The sequence below is a fragment of the Trichocoleus sp. ST-U1 genome, assembly GCF_039961835.1.
Lineage (GTDB): Bacteria > Cyanobacteriota > Cyanobacteriia > Cyanobacteriales > FACHB-T130 > FACHB-T130.
The window spans coordinates 20,208-38,095 of the sequence record NZ_JAMPJZ010000029.1 but is presented as its reverse complement, the minus strand read 5'-3'; the positions used below and the strand labels follow the sequence as shown (position 1 = coordinate 38,095).

General features: G+C 48.1%; 16 protein-coding genes. 10 read left to right on the top strand and 6 right to left on the bottom strand.

The genetic code is table 11. The annotated features are described in order from the left end of the window. Positions 1-56 precede the first annotated feature (56 nt). Entirely contained in the window at positions 57-1,331 is a 1,275-nt protein-coding gene (locus NDA06_RS12780; RefSeq protein WP_190985886.1) for a protein kinase, read from the top strand. On the opposite strand, the gene NDA06_RS12775 is transcribed toward NDA06_RS12780, so the two are convergent. Then, positions 1,328-1,549 carry a DUF4327 family protein gene (locus NDA06_RS12775; RefSeq protein WP_190415607.1) on the bottom strand — a complete coding sequence of 74 codons (222 nt, stop codon included), beginning with the start codon at positions 1,547-1,549 and terminating at the stop codon, positions 1,328-1,330. The two genes, NDA06_RS12780 and NDA06_RS12775, sit on opposite strands and share 4 nt — an antisense overlap. A 312-nt stretch (positions 1,550-1,861) precedes the next feature. Between NDA06_RS12775 and NDA06_RS12770 the strand changes: the two genes are divergently transcribed. After that, complete coding sequence (locus tag NDA06_RS12770; protein ID WP_190985906.1) at positions 1,862-2,746, top strand: lipid kinase; 885 nt, start codon at positions 1,862-1,864, stop codon at positions 2,744-2,746. Positions 2,747-2,769: 23 nt separating this feature from the next. Here the strand turns inward: NDA06_RS12770 and NDA06_RS12765 are convergent, their stop codons facing one another. After that, positions 2,770-3,510 (bottom strand): Uma2 family endonuclease, encoded by a 741-nt coding sequence (locus NDA06_RS12765; RefSeq protein ID WP_190985887.1) that lies wholly within the window; start codon positions 3,508-3,510, stop codon positions 2,770-2,772. Between the two features lie 151 nt (positions 3,511-3,661). Next, positions 3,662-5,323: a citramalate synthase gene (gene cimA / locus NDA06_RS12760; RefSeq protein WP_190985888.1), complete on the bottom strand. Its 1,662-nt coding sequence runs from the start codon at positions 5,321-5,323 to the stop codon at positions 3,662-3,664. Positions 5,324-5,429: 106 nt separating this feature from the next. On the opposite strand from cimA, the gene NDA06_RS12755 reads away from it, so the two are divergent. The 3 genes from NDA06_RS12755 (at position 5,430) to NDA06_RS12745 (ending at position 7,184) form a co-directional block, all read left to right on the top strand. Next, on the top strand, positions 5,430-5,768 hold the full coding sequence (locus NDA06_RS12755) for a 2Fe-2S iron-sulfur cluster-binding protein (protein WP_190428956.1): 339 nt from the start codon (positions 5,430-5,432) through the stop codon (positions 5,766-5,768). Between the two features lie 116 nt (positions 5,769-5,884). After that, the gene (locus NDA06_RS12750; protein ID WP_190985907.1) at positions 5,885-6,412 is read left to right on the top strand and encodes a hypothetical protein; all 528 of its coding nucleotides are present in this window, start codon (positions 5,885-5,887) and stop codon (positions 6,410-6,412) included. Positions 6,413-6,416: 4 nt separating this feature from the next. Further along, positions 6,417-7,184 (top strand): ATP-binding cassette domain-containing protein, encoded by a 768-nt coding sequence (locus tag NDA06_RS12745; RefSeq protein WP_190985889.1) that lies wholly within the window; start codon positions 6,417-6,419, stop codon positions 7,182-7,184. A 92-nt stretch (positions 7,185-7,276) separates the two neighbouring features. On the opposite strand, the gene NDA06_RS12740 is transcribed toward NDA06_RS12745, so the two are convergent. Together NDA06_RS12740 and NDA06_RS12735 are read right to left on the bottom strand one after the other, a co-directional pair. Next, positions 7,277-7,675, bottom strand: coding sequence for a biopolymer transporter ExbD (locus NDA06_RS12740; protein ID WP_190668485.1), 399 nt, complete (start codon positions 7,673-7,675; stop codon positions 7,277-7,279). Then, the gene (locus tag NDA06_RS12735) at positions 7,659-8,309 is read right to left on the bottom strand and encodes a MotA/TolQ/ExbB proton channel family protein (RefSeq protein WP_190428953.1); all 651 of its coding nucleotides are present in this window, start codon (positions 8,307-8,309) and stop codon (positions 7,659-7,661) included. The genes NDA06_RS12740 and NDA06_RS12735 overlap by 17 nt, the downstream gene beginning before the upstream one ends. A gap of 312 nt (positions 8,310-8,621) precedes the next feature. Between NDA06_RS12735 and NDA06_RS12730 the strand changes: the two genes are divergently transcribed. The 4 genes from NDA06_RS12730 to NDA06_RS12715 all read left to right on the top strand — a co-directional run bounded on the left by NDA06_RS12730 (position 8,622) and on the right by NDA06_RS12715 (position 16,137). Continuing rightward, the gene (locus NDA06_RS12730) at positions 8,622-10,778 is read left to right on the top strand and encodes a TonB family protein (protein ID WP_348251740.1); all 2,157 of its coding nucleotides are present in this window, start codon (positions 8,622-8,624) and stop codon (positions 10,776-10,778) included. 76 nt (positions 10,779-10,854) lie between these two features. Beyond that, positions 10,855-11,565 (top strand): tetratricopeptide repeat protein, encoded by a 711-nt coding sequence (locus NDA06_RS12725; RefSeq protein ID WP_190415592.1) that lies wholly within the window; start codon positions 10,855-10,857, stop codon positions 11,563-11,565. A gap of 604 nt (positions 11,566-12,169) precedes the next feature. Next, positions 12,170-14,710 carry a TonB-dependent siderophore receptor gene (locus tag NDA06_RS12720; RefSeq protein WP_190985891.1) on the top strand — a complete coding sequence of 847 codons (2,541 nt, stop codon included), beginning with the start codon at positions 12,170-12,172 and terminating at the stop codon, positions 14,708-14,710. Positions 14,711-14,949: 239 nt separating this feature from the next. Beyond that, a complete protein-coding gene (locus NDA06_RS12715; RefSeq protein WP_190985892.1) occupies positions 14,950-16,137 on the top strand; it encodes a PepSY-associated TM helix domain-containing protein in 1,188 nt (395 codons plus the stop codon). A 43-nt stretch (positions 16,138-16,180) separates the two neighbouring features. On the opposite strand, the gene NDA06_RS12710 is transcribed toward NDA06_RS12715, so the two are convergent. Next, positions 16,181-16,966, bottom strand: a complete 786-nt coding sequence (locus tag NDA06_RS12710) for a winged helix-turn-helix domain-containing protein (protein WP_190428949.1) — start codon at positions 16,964-16,966, stop codon at positions 16,181-16,183. Between the two features lie 500 nt (positions 16,967-17,466). Between NDA06_RS12710 and NDA06_RS12705 the strand changes: the two genes are divergently transcribed. Continuing rightward, positions 17,467-17,826: a hypothetical protein gene (locus NDA06_RS12705; RefSeq protein WP_190985893.1), complete on the top strand. Its 360-nt coding sequence runs from the start codon at positions 17,467-17,469 to the stop codon at positions 17,824-17,826. Positions 17,827-17,888: the final 62 nt, after the last annotated feature.

Here is a 17,888-nt window from a genome sequence, read left to right as displayed (position 1 = left end):
GAGTTTTGAATTCAAACTTAAAACTCAAAACTTAAAACTAATAACTCAAAACTATTATGGTTACGCTGACCCTTCTCGATCCATCGTCTACCTCTCCGCAGCAGTGGAACTTCCAAAGAGCATCCACGATTCGGATTGGTCGCGCCCCTGATAATGACGTAGTTCTGAATGATGGCATGGTTTCCAGGCACCATCTAGAACTTCGGAAAGTAGGCAACTCATCTAGTAGCAACGGAGGCACCCCATCCGTCCAATGGTTGTTGGTCAATCAAGGCACGAACGGCACCTTTGTCAATGGCATCCTGATTTCTCAGGGGATGGTATCAGATGATTCCCTCATTCAACTGGCGCGAGGAGGCCCGGTACTAAAATTTCAACTCAGTAGCACAGAAGAGCCAGCAACCCTCTCTCAGAAGTCTGGAGAAAGGGCACGCAGTATTCCAATCCCACAGCCAGCAGTCAGTTCTGAAGCAGCTTGTTCTCACGCCGGAAATCCGCCGGGGAATTTGTTCTGCATCCACTGCGGGCAACCTCTAGTAAAGATACATCGCCACATCCGTCAGTATCAGGTGTTGCGGACGCTAGGACAAGGAGGAATGGGCACCACTTACCTTGCCTGGGACCCTGAACGTTTGCGCGGGGAGGCTCTCGTGGTGTTAAAGGAAATGAATGCCGATATGGCACAAAATTCTAAAGCCAGAGAACTCTTTGAACGAGAAGCTCGTACCCTCAAGACACTGCATTATTCAGGGATTCCGCAGTATTATGACTTTTTTGTAGAGGCTGGCAAGAAATACCTGGCAATGGAGCTGATCCAAGGCGAGGACTTAGAAAAGCGCATCTATCTAAAGGGACCAGTACATCTCAAACAGGCGATTGAGTGGATGATTCAAGCCTGCGACATCTTGGGCTATATCCACAGTCAAGATCCGCCCCTCATTCACCGGGACATTAAACCGGCAAATTTGATGGTGCGCTTTCGAGACAATCAGGTGGTTGTATTGGATTTTGGGGCAGTCAAAGAAATTGGCACGCCACCAGGCACACGCATTGGTGCCCCAGATTATAGCGCCCCAGAACAAGATCGGGGTCAGCCAGTGACACAATCAGATTTATATGCAATCGGGCCGACCCTAATTTTTCTATTAAGTGGTGAAAGCCCCCAAAAGTTTTATAAACGAAAGGGGATGGGTTACAGATTCAATGTCGAAGGAATGCCGACAATTACACCCCAACTGCGGATAGTGATAGAGAAAGTGACAGAACCCCGACCGAGCGATCGCTATCAATCAGCATGGGAACTTTCCCAAGCTTTAACCGCCTGCCTTTAATCCTCGTCTTCCCAAGCTTCAACCGCCAGCAGTTCGCTGACTGGATCTTGCATGGTAAATCCAAATTCCAACAGTTCTTTTTTCCAGTAAGACCACTCATCTCCGTAGAGGAGAGCGATTTTCCAGAGTTTATCTGTGGGCTTGATAATATTCGATGTTACAAGTGAATGCATTTGACGCTGCATTTTCACCATTGGGTGAATTACTTGCTGAGTCATAGGGTCTAGAAATCAGTTTTGTAAATACTACGAAGTAAAAAAGCTTCCCGCTTCTGAGATTTAATGCGTAGAATTCTATGCGCTAGGGAAGCAATCCTTTATCCTTGTAGCGTATATCAGGGTGTTCTGGCAAGTGTTTTGACAAGTTTTGTACGGAAATTACTACCGTCGCATCCGCTAAGAGCGATTTGAAGCTCCTTTGCAACACAACTAGACAGTATCGCAGGCTGCAATCGGAAGCATATACTTGAGGCTGGGAGGATTGGGGTAATTTCTTTCTACCAATGACCGATTTCCCTCAAAACAATGCAAATGAGTCAGCGGGCACTGCTGTTAGTGAATCCGAATGCTCGACGAGGTCAAGACGCCAGACGGCAAGCAGTTGAACAATTGCAACAACTGGGTTTTGAACTAGTAGAGGAAAAGAGTGAAAATCCCAAGCAGTTTTCCGAACTGATTCGGAAACACTGCCAACAGGTTGATTTGGTCATCATTGGGGGTGGAGATGGCAGTGTCAATGCAGCAGTCGAAGGATTGCTAGATACTGACTTACCTTTGGGAATTTTGCCTTTAGGCACTGCCAATAATCTGGCAAGAACCCTCAATATTCCCCAGTCGCTACCAGAGGCTTGTCAAATCATTGCCAATGGTCAAATTCAACGGATTGACTTGGGCTGGGTGAACGGACAATATTTTTTCAATATTGCTAGTCTGGGGCTGAGTGCAGAAGTCAACCGCAGAGTCTCCAAAAGATTGAAGCGCCATTGGGGCGTTTTTGCTTATATTGCTACAGCAGTGCAAGTCATCTCGACTGTGCGACCGTTTTGGGTTGATATCCATTGGGAAGGTCAGTCTATCGAAGTAAAAACTTTGCAGATTACGGTGGGAAATGGTCGCTATTACGGCAGTGGCTTAGTGATTGCGGATGATGCCACCATTGACGACCAAAGGCTGGATCTGCAAAGTTGGGAAATTAAGCATTGGTGGGAACCACTGCCGTTGGTATTTGCTGCTTTGCGCGGAAAATCTGCGATAGGTAGGGGGGTGCGTACCATCCAGGGTAAAGACATTGAGTTATATACTCGAAAACCTTATCCAATTAATACCGATGGGGAAAGAACAACGGAGACGCCAGCCCGATTTCGGGTGATTCCGCAAGTTCTATCGGTTTTTGTGCCGTCATCTAGCGAAAGGTAGATAAATAGGATAAGAGCGATCGCTTACTCTAGATCGATACCGAGCGATCGCAGTCGTTCAGCCAATCGTTCGGCGCGTTGTCGTTCTTGTTCTAGTTGGGATTGAGCCTGTTGAGCCTGCGCTTGAGCTTGCTGAGCTTGCACTTGAGCCTGTTGAGCGGCTTCTACTGCCTGTTGAGCAGCTTCTTCTGGGGTCGGTACGCAATCGCCTTCTGGAGTAAAGTAGCGTAGCTGTCCCTGTTCTACGCCCAGATACAAGCCTAGCTCCTCACTCCAACGCCAGCTCTTTTCATTTGGGGCAATTTCCTGATATTGATTTCCCATCAATCGAAAACCTTGAAATTCCAGCGTATCTGGGGAAAACCAGAAATACTCCGGCGTGCGGAAGCGGTCTTGATACAAGTCTTTCTTCAAACTGCGGTCTGTCGTGGCGGTAGAAGTTGATAGCAACTCGATAATCAAATTGGGATACTTGCCATCTTCTTCCCACACCACCCAAGCATTGCGAGGAGATTTTTGGGTCTGTTTGACCAAGAAGAAATCGGGACCCCGAAAATCACGATTTCTCAGTTGTTGCCGACTAAAATAAATCGTGAGATTGGCACCGATAAAAAAATCCTCTCTTTCGCGCCACAGCCATTCCAGACAAGTGACAAGCAACAGCAGTTGCATATAGTGCAAAGAACTTTCCATTTCTGGCTCATCGCTATACAGTTGGCTAGCGTCGGGCATCATTGCATCTAGTTGCTGGGCAGTTAAAGTCATCTTCTCTCCCTCGCACTGGTTTAGCTTTATTGTGGCGGATGAGAATGCGATCGCGTTTTACTGTTGAGGAGAAGGCGATCGCGCTTTTAGGGAATTTCAAAGAGCGATCGCCATCAAAACCTATGGAGAAAGACGTAACCGACTCTGGTTTCTACAATTGTGTCGTTGCAACTTCTGTCGTCCGACTTGCTGAAGATTGCAACAGCAAACCGTACTCAATTCCCTCGACGACTGCCTGATAAGAAGCTTCCAGAATATTGCTAGAAACCCCCACAGTTGCCCAGCGCTGATGACCGTTGCTGGATTCCACGAGAACGCGAGTTTTGGCTGAAGTCCCCGCGCCACTGTCGAGAATCCGCACTTTGTAGTCGGTCAAGTGAAATACAGCAATTTCTGGATAGAAATTGACTAAAGCTTTGCGTAATGCAGCATCCAACGCCGAAACGGGACCATTTGCTTCCGCAGCTTCCAAAATATCTTTGCCATTGACAGCGACTTTCACAGTAGCAAGGGCGTTTGCATTCCTGACGATATCGCAGTGGACTTGAAAACCCTTGAGTTCAAACATTTGCTGCCGTTGTCCCAGTGCCTCGCGCATCAGCAAATCGAAACTCGCTTCGGCTGCTTCAAACTGATAGCCTTCATTCTCCAGTTCCTTAAGGCGGCGTAGAAGTTGGCGACAGGCGGGATCTTGCTTATCTAGGTCAATGCCAAAGCTGCGAGCCTTTGCCAAAATATTACTTAATCCAGCTTGGTCGGAAATCACGATCCGACGCTCGTTGCCGACTTGTTCTGGCTGAATATGTTCGTAAGTCAACGGGTTGCGCTCAACCGCTGAAACGTGGATGCCGCCTTTGTGAGCAAACGCAGAACGACCTACAAAGGGTGCGTGTTCATCGGGAGCAAGATTGACGACTTCGCTGATTGAACGACTGGCAGCTGTCAGATGTAGCAGTTGTTCGTCTTGAATACAGTCATATCCCAGTTTGAGTTGCAAATTGGGAATCACAGAGCAAAGGTTAGCATTCCCGCAGCGTTCGCCGTAGCCGTTGATTGTGCCTTGCACCATTCTGGCTCCCTCCATGACGGCTGCTAAAGCATTCGCTACCGCTGTATCAGAATCATTGTGCGTGTGAATGCCGAGAAGCGGTAAGTTTTGAGTTTTGAACTCAGTGTTGGCTTCTGACTGCTGAGCGCTTATTCCAATTACACTGGCGACATCCCGGACAATTTGGCTAATTTCGTGGGGAAGCGTGCCGCCATTGGTGTCGCAGAAAACGAGCCATTCTGCACCGGCTGCGATCGCACTTTCTAAGGTCTTGAGCGCATAATCCCGATTGTGCTTATAGCCATCAAACCAGTGTTCGGCATCGTAAATTACCCGCCGCCCCTGACTGCGGAGATATTCAATCGTATCTCCGATCATCGCCAGATTTTCTTCTAAGCTGGTCTTCAGACCTTCTGTAACTTGTAAATCCCACGATTTGCCAAAAATCGTCACCCAGCGCGTCCCCGCCGCGAGAATGGGCTGCAACATCGGATCTTCTGCCGCAGTTGTATTTGGACGGCGAGTAGAACAAAAAGCGACAACTTCCGCGGAGGAAAGCGGTTCTTCTTTCAATTGCCAAAAAAATTGTACATCTTTGGGATTCGCCCCAGGCCAACCGCCTTCAATGAACGGAACGCCTAATTTATCTAGCTTTCGGGCAATTCGCAACTTGTCTTCGAGTGACAGCGATAGCCCTTCGCGTTGGGCACCGTCGCGCAACGTCGTGTCGTAAATCCAAATTCGGTTTGTTTGATCTGAGTGCATGGGAAGTTGTCGCCGAGGGAGAAAATTTAACAGCTAATTTTGTAAAGAACTGTAAAAATAAAGTGAAGATAAATTGTCACTCAAGAGGCTCGTTGAATCCATCATTATGCCAAAGGTAACAGCTCAAGGAAAAACGTTTGAGTGCAGTACGGGTGCTAACCTGCGTAAAGTGCTACTGGAAAATGGCATCGACCTCTACAATGGCAAGGCAAAAATCATTAATTGCCAGGGGATTGGCACCTGTGGCACCTGTGCAGTGGCAGTAGAAGGAAACGTTTCCGAAGCCAACTGGAAAGATAAAACCCGGCGATCGCTTCCTCCTCATTCTCCCACGGCAAACCGTCGCTTAGCTTGTCAAACCCAGGTTTTAGGAGATGTCAAAGTAACCAAATTTGATGGATTTTGGGGACAAGGCACTCAAACGGTTTGGACGCCGCAAAAATAAAACAATTTCAGTTTTAAATTTTAGATTTTGGGTTATAAAGCGTGTCACAAAATCTTGATTTACAGTCGGAATCAGCCCAGTCGGAATCAGCGCAACCCAGTCATTTCGTTTTTCGCATTTCCCCCCTGATTCGCATCACGTTGATAGCACTTTACCTGGCACTGACGATTCCGCTACCGTTTTTGTCACAGGCATCTGCGTCACCTGTACCACCTTGGTTGCTGTGGCTGGGAATTGCCTTAGGGTTAGTCCCATTATCTGGCGTCCTCAGCGAACGGGTAATTGTGGATGATGAAAAAATCCAGGTCACTTATCCTCGCTGGGTTCCCGTTTTCTTCCGCAAGGGTTGGTCGTTAGCTTGGGCAGAAGTCAAAGATTTAAAATTTCGCTCGACAGGGCAAGGTGGAATCGTTTATTACTTTGTAAGTAAGTCAGAGCAAAAAGCTTATTTGCTCCCGATGCGGGTCGTTGGCTTTGCTCGGTTAGTTAAACTGGTGGAAGACAAGACGGGAATTGATACAACTGATGTTCGTCCTTTGTCTCAGCCTTGGATGTATCTAATTTTGTTAGTGTTCTCGCTGCTGCTTTTTGTTACAGATGCGTGGACAATTTGGATGGCGACTACACAAGGACGATTGACATAATTTTTTGAACTACGAAGACACGAAAGCACAAAAAAATTTGCTGCGGCTGGAACGGGTAAGCCTTGCAGCGCCAGTTGGTTCGCAGTATTTATTGAAGGAGATTTCGTTTGAGGTATTTCCGGGCGATCGCTTGTGTTTAATTGGCCCTTCTGGTGCCGGGAAAACCTCGCTATTGCGGCTATTAAACCGGCTATTAGAACCTACTGCTGGCACAATTTACCTAGAAAATCAAGATTACCGAAAGCTTCCAGTTATCCCGTTGCGTCGGCAGGTAATGTTGGTTTCTCAAGAACCAAAACTTTTGGGAATGACGGTTAGAGATGCCTTAGCTTATCCTCTGGTTTTGCAAGGAGTCACAAAACAGGTAATTCAGCAACAATTGCTCAAATGGATCGAGCAATTGCACATCCCAGAAGATTGGTTAGGTCGGACGGAAGTGCAACTGTCGCAAGGACAGCGGCAATTGGTTGGAATTGTTCGCGCCTTGATGATTGAACCTAAAATTTTATTATTTGATGAGCCAACGTCTGCCCTAGATGCGGGTCGTGCTGCTTACGTCCTGCAAGTATTGACACAACTGTGCAACGAGGGAAAAACGACAGTGGTGATGGTCAATCACCAGTTAGATTTAGCCCAAATGTTTTGCAATCGGGTTTTGTATTTGCAGGATGGGCAGTTGCTTGAGGATGTCTCAGCAGCACAGATAGACTGGACTAATTTACGCGATCGCTTCATCCAAGCGGAAGCCCAAGCCGCCCAAGATTGGGGTTAAAAAGAGTTGTCATGAGTGATGAGTCATTAGTTAGTAACAACAAACTAATGACTATCGACTGATAACGAATAATCTTTTACCCAATGGACGGATTATTTCTTCGTAGCGATCGCTAATTTCGCCCCTTTTACCTTACGCAATTGATCCATCACTGCTACAACTTGACCGTGATTGACTCCTTCATCAGCATTTAGCACGACAAGGGTTTCTTGCTCAGATGGAATTAGCGATCGCACTCCGGTTTCCAGTTCCTCTAAATCAACGGGCTGGCGGTTCAGTGCGATTTCTCCCTCTTCGTCAATTGACACCGTTACGGGTGTCGATTTTTGAGCTTGTCCGGTCGCTGCTTTCGGCAAATTTACCGATAGCCCTTCTGAACGGGTCAAAAACAGCGTGGACATGATGAAAAAGGTCAAAATGGCGAAGATTACATCGATCATCGGCACGATGTTAATCTGCACTGGGATATCCGGCTCATCGGGTAGTCGCATAAGAAGGCTCTCCTTTTTCATAACGGCGGCGGTATAACAGTTCTAACTGACCGCCGTATTCTTGAATGTGTGCCATCTGCCTCTGATAAAACCCGCGAAAGGCATTGGAGAATACTAGGGCAAAAATAGCAACAATTAACCCGGTGGCGGTGGAAACTAATGCCTCACTAATCCCTGCTGTGACACCGACCGTCTGGCTGCCTCCAACGCTCCCTAGCGTCAGCGAGGCAAAGGAGTTAATCAGTCCCAAAACTGTTCCTAGCAACCCCAGCAGAGGGGAAAGGGCGATGATCGTTTCAAAAACTACATTGAATCGCTTCAATCCAGGTAACTCTGCTTGTGCTTCACTTTCTAGCGCTAATCGAAATTCTTCTGGATTGGGTTGTTCCAGTTCCAATGCTGCCAAAAAGATTCGCGCAATCGGCAAGTCAGCATTCTGTTTTAGCCGATGCACAGCAGCTTCGGGATCGTGCTGATAAAGCTTCATCACATCTCGGACAACCCGACCTTGCCGTCGGTTAATGCCATACCAAAATCTTGAACGCTCTATTACTAGGGCGATCGCTAATATAGAAAATGCTAGGAGTGGCCACATGACCACGCCGCCCGCCGCAAAAAGATTACTAATTCCCATCTAAGTTTCTCTAGGGCACTCAACAAGGCTTAGCCTACCAGCTTACTTGAGTCTTAAAGCTGATAGAAGTTCTCAAGAGAAATTAAACCTAATGAGAATCTATGTCAAGCAGTTCTCCACAACTTGGGGAATAATGATTTTTATTAAGTAATTTTAACGGAACTGTTGAAAAGGTTGAGAAGCCTATCAAGGAAAGGTTTGGAGAGGGTTTGGCTAAGGTGATAACAGCCCATTTTCCTGGTTCTCCCTCTTGACATTTACTTCAGTGCATCTTACCTTGACCAAACAAGTGCAAATAACTTGCAATAATATATGGGCTTGTCAACTGTTGCTGTTCAGCAGCGAGAAAAAGAAGAAGAGGCTCTGAGGTCTTTTATTGCCTATAGCCTCATCGGTTCCCTAGCGCTCCATATCGGAGTATTGGCGATGAGCAATCGTTGGGTGAAAACATCTGACATTATTGCAGAAGAGCCAATGGAAGTTGTGGTTCTCGATCCTGAGAGCCTTGAAGCTTTGGAACCAGAGGAAGATACACCAAAAGAAGATCAACAAGAGCAGACGCCATCGGCAGCAAGTTCAGTTGCAGCCGGAGGTTCTCGCATACTTACGGGTTCTAGGCAGGAATCGGAAGAAGGTTCAGTTGCAGCAGAGAGTTCGAGTCAAAGCAGTACACCCGATACCAGTACAGCTGCGCCAGCATCTCAACCTCGCACGGAACCAAAAGCGATCGCTCGCTCTCCACTAGTAGCGTCGCAACCCGCGCCTACACGCCCTGAAGTGGTACCGCAGCCAGTGCGACAGCCGCTTGCAGTAAATTTACCTCCGTTCCGACCCGCTCAAACGCCCAAACGAGTCGAGCAACGAGTCGATCCCGATCGAGTGGCAAGCGTGCCACCCACACCAGTAGAAAAGACGTCTTTGGAACGCACTGACGAACCCAATCGAACAAGTAACTCGCAGCCGATTCCCCAGCCTAGATCGGTTGCCGTTGCGCCGTCTTCACAAAATGACAAGCCAGCAGCGCCAACACAAGCGAGTCCATCTTTCCAGCAACAAACATCTGAAAGATTTAGAGATTTGGTTAGAGGAATCACTGGCTCCAGACAAACTCAAGAAAGTGCAGGAAATAGTGGCAGTCAAACTGATAAAAGCAGTGCTGTCGGCGGATCTACTGTTGCAAGCGGATTGGGAAGCCTGCTAGGCAGTGGTTCTGGGACGGGCAGCAGCACTCAAGGCTCAGGACAAGGAAGCGGTACCGGCAATGGCTTGGGTACCGGCAATGGCTTGGGTACCGGCAGTGGCTCTGGTAGAGGCAATGGCTTGGGTACAGGTACAGGCAATGGTTCGGGCAATGGCTTGGGTACGGGTACAGGCAATGGTTCGGGCAATGGCTTAGGTACCGGTAATGGCTTAGGTACCGGCAATGGCTCTGGTAGAGGCACTGGCACCAGCAAAGAACCGGGAAGCGGAAGGGATGTAGCGATAGCTCCAGAAAATTTCAAACCGAGAACCGAGCCAAGAACTGAGCCAAGAGACAGGGATGAAGAACGTCCTTCGAGAAGATCGGGATCGAGCCGAATCGGTTGCGTTAAATGTGACAAGCCCGACTATCCAAGCAATGCGAGACGGCAAGGCGTTGAAGGCGCATCCAAGGTCAGTGTTGATGTTGACGACAAAGGGAATGTCACCAATGTTCGGCTGTCGCGTTCCAGCGGTAACAGCGAACTTGATGAAGCTGCTGTGAGAGCGGCAAGAAATTGGAAGTTTGATTCTTCCTCTGGTAGACGACAGGGGGTTGTGGCTTCAGTTGATTTTCAGCTAGAAGGATCGGAGCGATCGCGTCGTTCTCGCGAACGTCGTCGCACAGAATCGGCATCTTCCAGCCGTAGCTCGGAGTCATCGACTCCCCGGCGGCGGCGTTTGGAAACAGCTTCTTCTTCCACGAGTCCTTCGGAAACACGCCGGATTAGTCGGCGGCGGCGTTTGGAAACGGCTTCTTCTTCCACGAGTGCCTCGGAAACGCCGCGTCGTTCTCGGCGGAGGCGTCTGGAAACAGCATCTTCTTCCACGAGTGCCTCGGAAACACGCCGGATTAGTCGGCGACGGCGTCTGGAAACAGCATCTTCTTCCACAAGTGCCTCGGAAACACGCCGGATTAGTCGGCGACGGCGTCTGGAAACAGCATCTTCTTCCAGGAGTGCCTCAGAAACGCCGCGTCGTTCTCGGCGGCGGGTCGAATCTGCGGCTGCCAGTCCGTCCCAGCAAGCCCCACGGGCACGGCGGCGGCGGGTGGAATCTGCCTCTAGTTCGACCTCTAGACCGTCACGGCAAGCCCCACGGGCGCGGCGGCAGCGGCGTCTGGAAGCCGGTTCAGCAAGTCAGGCACAACAAGCTCCACGAGCGCGGCGGCGGAGAGCTGCACCTTCCTCAGCAGAATCATCGGGTTCAGCTACTACGAACAATGAATAATTGCCTCTCAACCAGAGTGGGTATAGACTCTTGAACTGATTGTTGAATACCCAATCACTCGTCACTAAGTAGATTTATGAACATCAAGACAGCGATCGCAATTCTAGGAGTTGTTATCGGAGTGGGTGGAGTGAACCCTGTAGTTCGTGCCCAAACTAAACCATCCCCCACTCCTACCAGTCCTCAAATTAAACCATCCCCCGCTCCTACTAGTCCCCAAATTAAACCGTCTGCTCCTACCAGTCCTCAAATTAAACCGCCTGCGTCTACCAGTCCTCAAATTAAACCACCTGCTCCCAGCAGTCCCCGCCTCCAAGGGAATCCTGAGGCGCTGCTCCAACAGGGTTTGGACAAACTTGATGCGGGAGACTACAAGGCAGCCGTCGATCTGTTGTCGAAGGTGCTAGAAGTAAATCCCAATGATACGGAAGCTTACTATAACCGAGCCGTAGCTCTTGTTGAGCTAGAGGACTACGAGAAAGCGATCGCTGACTACAGCAAAGTGCTGCAACTCGATCCCAAGGATGATGAAGCTTATTTGAATCGAGGACTAGCTCGGACTGAGTTAGAAGACGACGCCGGAGCGATCGCTGATTACAGCGAAGTTATCAAACTAAAGCCCGATCAAGCAGAAGCTTACTATCAGCGAGGAATCGCTTATGCTCAGCTAGAGGAAGATAATAAAGCGATTGAAGACCTTCAGAAAGCCTCTGAACTCTTCGCTACGCAAGGCAAGCCAGATGAGTCCAAAGAAGCACTGGCGCTGATCAAAAAACTTCAGCCATAGCCTGAATCGAGAGGCTGAGCGACGCTCAGCCTCTCAGCGTTTTTTTGAATTTGATGTGATAGATTTTTGACCCGCGCCGCCGCTTCAGGAGTCACTAAGTGTGTTCGGGTTTTTTCGCTGATTTTTCAGACACTCTAGTTTCGCGTGTAGAGTTGGCGCGTGTTGAGTCGGTGCGTGTAGAGATTGGCTGCGATCGCCCTCGTGATTTCTCTAGGACTCAATATTTTGTAGCCATCGGATCTATTAACAAGGCGAAAAGCAATCGTTCTCCACTCTAAACCAGCCTGCTGGTGGATTAAATTCGCCTTTCTTGAATAACTTTCTTAATTAGAGAAAACACTTTTATAAGGTTTTGTCAATTATTCGCTTGCTTAACTTCTTTAAACATTGGTTAAAGAAGTTAAGCTTGAGCCAATTACTGAAGAAGAAATGCCCAAAACTAGCCATTTGTCAATCTTTCTCTTAGGCGATACCTCTAAATTTTTCCACTTGACTTTTGCACAGGCGTCGTTTTATCTTAACCACACTAATGATAATTACTTGCAATAAAAATCAGGCTTGTTAACCAAGACCTGGGTGCATAAATTAGGTGTGTGGAAACGGAATGAAACTACAGCAATTACTTCCTGGCTTGTTGCTCGCAGGCTCAGTTGTCATGACAGTGGCTCAGCCAGTACGAGCTGATGTCGTAGTCACAGGCGTGCAACTCAACTCAACGCCCGACGGCTTGCAAGTGATTTTGCAGACGACAAATGGAGCAGCGCCCCAAGTGGTCACATCCAGCTATGACCAAACCCTGCTCATTGACCTGCTTAACGCCCAGCTAAGCCTTCCAGAAGGGGATACGTTTACTCAGGACAACCCAGCTTTCGGCATAACTTCTTTAACCGTAAACCGCTTGTATGGCAACAGTGTTCGGGTAACGATCAAAGGCGTCGCAGAACTACCAGTCGCAGAGGTCGTGCCGAGTCCGCAAGGAGTGGTACTCAGCTTAACAACTGCCTCCGAAACAGCAGAGGCTTCCCCTCCTAGCCAAACGCCAGAGACGACTGACTTTGAGCCTTCTGAGTCGCCTCAGACCCCTTCAGAGGCTGAACCTGGTGACGAAACCCAACCAGATGCAGATGCTTCAGTTGAAGAGCCAGAAGAAATTGAAATAGTAGTGACGGGTCAGCAAGAAGGCGGATATAGAGTCATCGACGCCACAACCGCCACGCGAACCGATACACCCTTGCGCGACGTTCCTCAGTCGATTCAGGTTGTCCCTCGGCAGGTGATTGAAGATCAACAAGTCGTAAGAATCACAGAAGCCGCACGCAACGTCAGTGGCGTTGTGAGAAGCGAGGGCTATGGAGGCGCTACTGATAACTACACCATCCGGGGATTTGCCATCTCCAGTAACTTGAGAAATGGTTTCAGCGATGGCGGTTTTTACTCATTAACGGATGTCGCCAACATCGAACGAGTCGAAGTTCTCAAAGGGCCAGCTTCGGTGCTTTATGGTCAGATTGAACCGGGTGGTGTCGTGAATTACATCACCAAGCAACCGCTGAGCGAACCTTATTATGCCGCTTCATTTACGGCTGGAAGTTACGACTTCTATCGCCCATCGATAGATATTTCTGGCCCCCTCGATCCTGACAAAAATGTATTGTATCGATTGAATGTTGCCTATGAGAATTCGGGTAGTTTTAGAGATTTCGTAGACAGCGAGCTTTTCGTGGTTGCACCTGTTTTAAGCTTCAAGATTACCGATAAAACTACCTTAACCCTGGAGTATGAGTACCTGGATCTCGATCGAACTTTCGACCGAGCCTTTCCACCGCTAACTGCGATGTTTGATCTTCCCATTAGTCGTTATTTAGGAGAACCCAACGACAGTTACAACCATAGAAGCCATAAAGCTAGTTATGTTCTGGATCACCGTTTTAGCGAAAATTGGCGGCTCCGGAATGCTTTTTCAGCTCAAATCGTTGATACAGAGCGTAAAAATGTCCAAGCACGTACCTTCCAATTAGAGGGAGATGGACGCACCTTACGGCGAAGATATAATGACTCTGATGAAAACAGAGAAGATTATTCTCTGCAAACAGACTTGGTAGGCAAATTTAATACTGGCTCGATTAATCATCAACTTCTCATTGGGATTGAGTTAAGTAAAATTAGAAATGGCTACACATTACGCAGAGCAAATTTCCCTTCAATTGATATTTACAATCCAGTTTACGGGTTTCCTCGTCCAAACAGTTTCGGTGACGCCTTTGGCAGAGAAGAAAACACTAATACGTTAGGTATCTATGTACAAGACCAGATAACATTGTTGCCAAATCTGAAATTACTGATTGGCGGTCGATTTGATTCGGTCGATCTTGACATCGAAGATGTTTCAGACGCTTTGAATGGAAGCGAAGCTGAAAAATCCAGCCGTTACTTTGAAGCCTTTTCACCCCGTGTTGGAATTGTTTATCAGCCGATAGAACCAATTTCACTCTATGCCAGTTACAGCCGCTCTTTTCGACCAAATATTTTTGCTTTTACGTCGAACGGACAGCTAATAGAGCCTGAAAGAGGTACCCAATACGAGGCCGGAATTAAAGGCGAATTTTTAGATGGCAGATTGTCCACGACGCTGGCAGCTTACCAGATAACGAAAACAAACGTTGCCACGGCAGATCCCAATGATAGTGATTTCTCAATTGCAGCGGGAGAAGTTAAGAGCCGAGGCATCGAATTGGACGTGAGGGGAGAAATTAGACCCGGTTGGAATGTTATTGCATCTTATGCCCATATGGATGCTTTTGTTAGCAAAGATGAGAGCATTCCTGAAGGGGACGAATTGGTTAACGCGCCAAATAATAGCGCTAGCTTGTGGATGACTTATGAATTCCAAAGAGGTGCTTTGCAAGGGTTAGGTTTTGGAGCTGGAGTATATTTCGTGGGGGCGCGGGAAGCGGAGCTTCCAAATACCATCGAAATCCCTTCGTATTTGAGAACTGATGCCGCTATCTTCTATCGGCGGAACAATTACCGCGCTGCTCTGAATATCAAGAATCTCTTTGATATCAAATATTACGATTCTCAGGGCTTCTTAGTTTACCCCGGAGCGCCTTTAACTTTGTTGGGGACATTTGGGGTGGAATTTTGATGTTTTAGGCTCTGGCTAAGCGGTTAATCTGGTATCCTCAACGCCATTCTGGTTAAAGCTCAATACTTTTCGATGAGTAAGTTTCATCGTTCAGAGATCCTCCCAACCCCCTTTTTTGAGGGGGACTATGTTTCTCTATTTGTTCAGCTCTATTTGAGAGGAACTAGCCTTACTGAAAAGTATTAGATTAAACCCGCCCTGAGGAAGCCAGAAGACAAAATTCAAAGGAAGTCTTGCTGATGAAATTACGCAAACTTGCATTGATACTGCACCGCTATGTGGGTGTAATATTCGGTCTTCTGATACTTGTAATCGGATTGACGGGAAGCGCTTTAGTCTTTCACGAAGAGATCGATCGCGCTCTCAATTCCCATTTACATCAGGTTGTCCCGCAGGGTGAATCTGCTTCCGAGAGCCTGCGCGATCGCATATCCCCAGATTCAGCTTTACAGATCGTCCGCTCAGCCTATCCAGACTTGACGCTGTCTTATATCGATCTGCCGCGAAAGCCAGACTCGGTATACACGGTGGGGATGGAATCAAAGAAGGATGAGTTTATCTACGCTTACGTTAACCCCTACACTGGAGCGATCCTCGGCACACAACAGTGGGGACGCACGTTGATGACTTTCGTGTATGACATCCACTTCTCTCTTCTCGCTGGCAAGGTTGGCGAGAAAGTCGTTGGGATTTGTGGCTTGTTGCTGTTGCTGCTGAGCGTCTCTGGGATGATTTTATGGTCTGGTTGGAGAAGGCTCCTTTCCGGCTTCCAGATCAGGTGGCAAGCTCCCTGGCAGCTGGTCAACTATGATCTCCATAAGGTCGGGGGTATCGTGTCTGCTGTGTTTCTGCTCCTGATTGCTTCCACAGGAGCCGCAATGATTTTTCACGCGGAAACCGAGCCAGCAGTCTACTGGCTAACACAGACGCCACAACCTACTCCCTTAACGTCCACACCTCAAGTGGGCAAGTCACCTTTGACACTCGCAGAAATTTTGCCCAAAGCTGATGCGGCGTTGCCAGAAGGCAAAACCACCTTCATTTCTCTTGCTAGTAAACCGGATGGAATCGTCAGGGTCACGAAGAAATTGCCCCAGGAAATCCGCCCAGATGGTCGTAGCCGTGTCTATCTCGACCAGTACAGCGGGAAGGTCTTGCGGGTGGAAAATGCGCTGACAGTACCTTTAGGAACCCGGATTATGAATGAGCTGTTTACTTTGCACATTGGGATTTATGGTGGGCTAGGAATGCGGATTTTGTATGTGTTCGCTGGCTTGACCCCCACCGTTCTATTTATCACTGGCTTTTTGATGTGGCGACAACGCCAGTGGGCGATCGCTCGTCGTCAAGAAGCGATCCGTCAGAGTCAGGGAATCCCAGAACCTCGCCCGAAAATCTACCCAACAACTGAAGTGCCTTGGATTTGAGGTGGGTGGCAAAGTTTATCTTATCTATCTTAAAAATTGATACTTAGCGGTGGCGGTTCTGTCCGCCTAGCATGGCAGGGGTAGCATGAGCAGGGAGCGGTTTGGAATCGTTCTCAATTATTGAGGCAACTGGTTCTGCTCCCTTAAGAATCTCTGGATTGAACCGATAGCCCACGTTGCGGACAGTTTGAATCATGCTGGGTTGTCGAGGATCGGTTTCAATTTTCTTGCGTAGGGAGAGGACGTGAGTATCAATAGTGCGTGGATTATCGATAGCGTCAGGCCAAGCGCGGCGCAGCAGTTCGGAACGGCTCAGCGCTACTCCTCCAGCCTGTGCCAGAACGTAAAGCAGGCTGAACTCTTGGGGCGTCAGGTCAATGAATTCTTCTTTGAAGCGGACGCGGCGCTGCACTAAGTCTATTTTTAGGTCGCCATAATCTAGGGATATCGGTGCGGCTGTGACGCGAACGCGGCGAACTAGCGCCTCAACCCGCGCCATAAATTCTTGCATCCCAAATGGCTTGGTCAAATAATCGTCGGCTCCCGCTTTTAACCCAGCGACAATATCGGCTTCCATACTGCGGGCGGACAGCATCAAGATGAGTACCTGTCCCTGTTGATGAAGCCATCGGCAAAATTCAATTCCATCGCCATCTGGCAGGTCGGAATCAAGGATTACGAGTGCGGGTTGGCGAGTATAAAACGTTTCTCTACCTTGATGAACGCCAGCGGATTGACACACCCAGTAGCTTGCTTGCTGTAAGTGCCAGCCCAGTAGCGATCGCAGGTGCGGGTTCCCCTCGATGATCTGAATGCAAATCGATCCCACGGTGGCATGCTTCCCTTCAAGCTGGTGAGATTTAGCTTAACAAAGCTTATGTCAGGATTCTGTAACCAGGGCTACGAGGGGTCTAGGCTATACAATTAAAAATTAAAAGTGAGAAATTAAAAAAAATCTATTGAAACTCAAACTTTTGTTTTATATTTTTAATACTTTAAAAGAAATATTACAGATTTAGGGCGAGTCTGAAGTCAAAGCTGCCATTTCACCAAGCAGTCAGTAAAATGAAAGTTAACGAAGGGTAACGTTTAGTCAAGTTTACTGAACAATGCCATGCCAAAAGCTTCCGATGACCAAATTAGTATACCTAGCTAAAGCAAGCAGGATGTCTTTCCTACTAGAAACCCACTGAGCGAGGCACAAGGCATGAGCGAGGCACAAGGCATGAGGCAAATCGCGTTTTGGATATACCAGGCATGGGACAACAGGCAAATCTATCCTGGTAATCGGAAATGTGGTTAAAAAACCGGAATTTTATTGACAAAAGCTTGAAATCATGCTTCCCACAGGGACAGTCTTTGTCAACCGGCGGTTTAAACAAGCTAACGACTAAATGGCAGTGCTTGCTGGAAAAGATGGCACAAATCGCTCGGCAGGGGCATGACGTTGGGGATCAAGTTTTCTACGATGAAACTAAAGTGAGAGCGATCGCGCAACTCGCTGCTCTCGGCGGGATGAGTTTTGGTGTTATTCCCTTAATTTTCAAGGAACACAACCAAGCGTTCTCTCATCACCAAACTGGGGTGCATTCGTTTTCGGTTTCCGCACCGCAACTCCAAACCGCTGTAGTTCTGGTTAAGACACTAGCCTTAACTGAAGCAAACCCGAAGTACGCTTGCGTTTTCTAGCGCCTAGCGCCTAGCGCCCTTAATGAGTTGCCAGAATCAAAGCTAACCGCTTAGAGCGAAAG

Coding starts and splice junctions, on each gene's coding strand:
- NDA06_RS12780 (WP_190985886.1), top strand. CDS start 57: ATGGTTACGCTGACCCTTCTCGATCCATCGTCTACCTCTCCGCAGCAG.
- NDA06_RS12775 (WP_190415607.1), bottom strand. CDS start 1,549: ATGACTCAGCAAGTAATTCACCCAATGGTGAAAATGCAGCGTCAAATG.
- NDA06_RS12770 (WP_190985906.1), top strand. CDS start 1,862: ATGAGTCAGCGGGCACTGCTGTTAGTGAATCCGAATGCTCGACGAGGT.
- NDA06_RS12765 (WP_190985887.1), bottom strand. CDS start 3,510: ATGACTTTAACTGCCCAGCAACTAGATGCAATGATGCCCGACGCTAGC.
- cimA (WP_190985888.1), bottom strand. CDS start 5,323: ATGCACTCAGATCAAACAAACCGAATTTGGATTTACGACACGACGTTG.
- NDA06_RS12755 (WP_190428956.1), top strand. CDS start 5,430: ATGCCAAAGGTAACAGCTCAAGGAAAAACGTTTGAGTGCAGTACGGGT.
- NDA06_RS12740 (WP_190668485.1), bottom strand. CDS start 7,675: ATGCGACTACCCGATGAGCCGGATATCCCAGTGCAGATTAACATCGTG.
- NDA06_RS12735 (WP_190428953.1), bottom strand. CDS start 8,309: ATGGGAATTAGTAATCTTTTTGCGGCGGGCGGCGTGGTCATGTGGCCA.
- NDA06_RS12730 (WP_348251740.1), top strand. CDS start 8,622: ATGGGCTTGTCAACTGTTGCTGTTCAGCAGCGAGAAAAAGAAGAAGAG.
- NDA06_RS12725 (WP_190415592.1), top strand. CDS start 10,855: ATGAACATCAAGACAGCGATCGCAATTCTAGGAGTTGTTATCGGAGTG.
- NDA06_RS12720 (WP_190985891.1), top strand. CDS start 12,170: ATGAAACTACAGCAATTACTTCCTGGCTTGTTGCTCGCAGGCTCAGTT.
- NDA06_RS12715 (WP_190985892.1), top strand. CDS start 14,950: ATGAAATTACGCAAACTTGCATTGATACTGCACCGCTATGTGGGTGTA.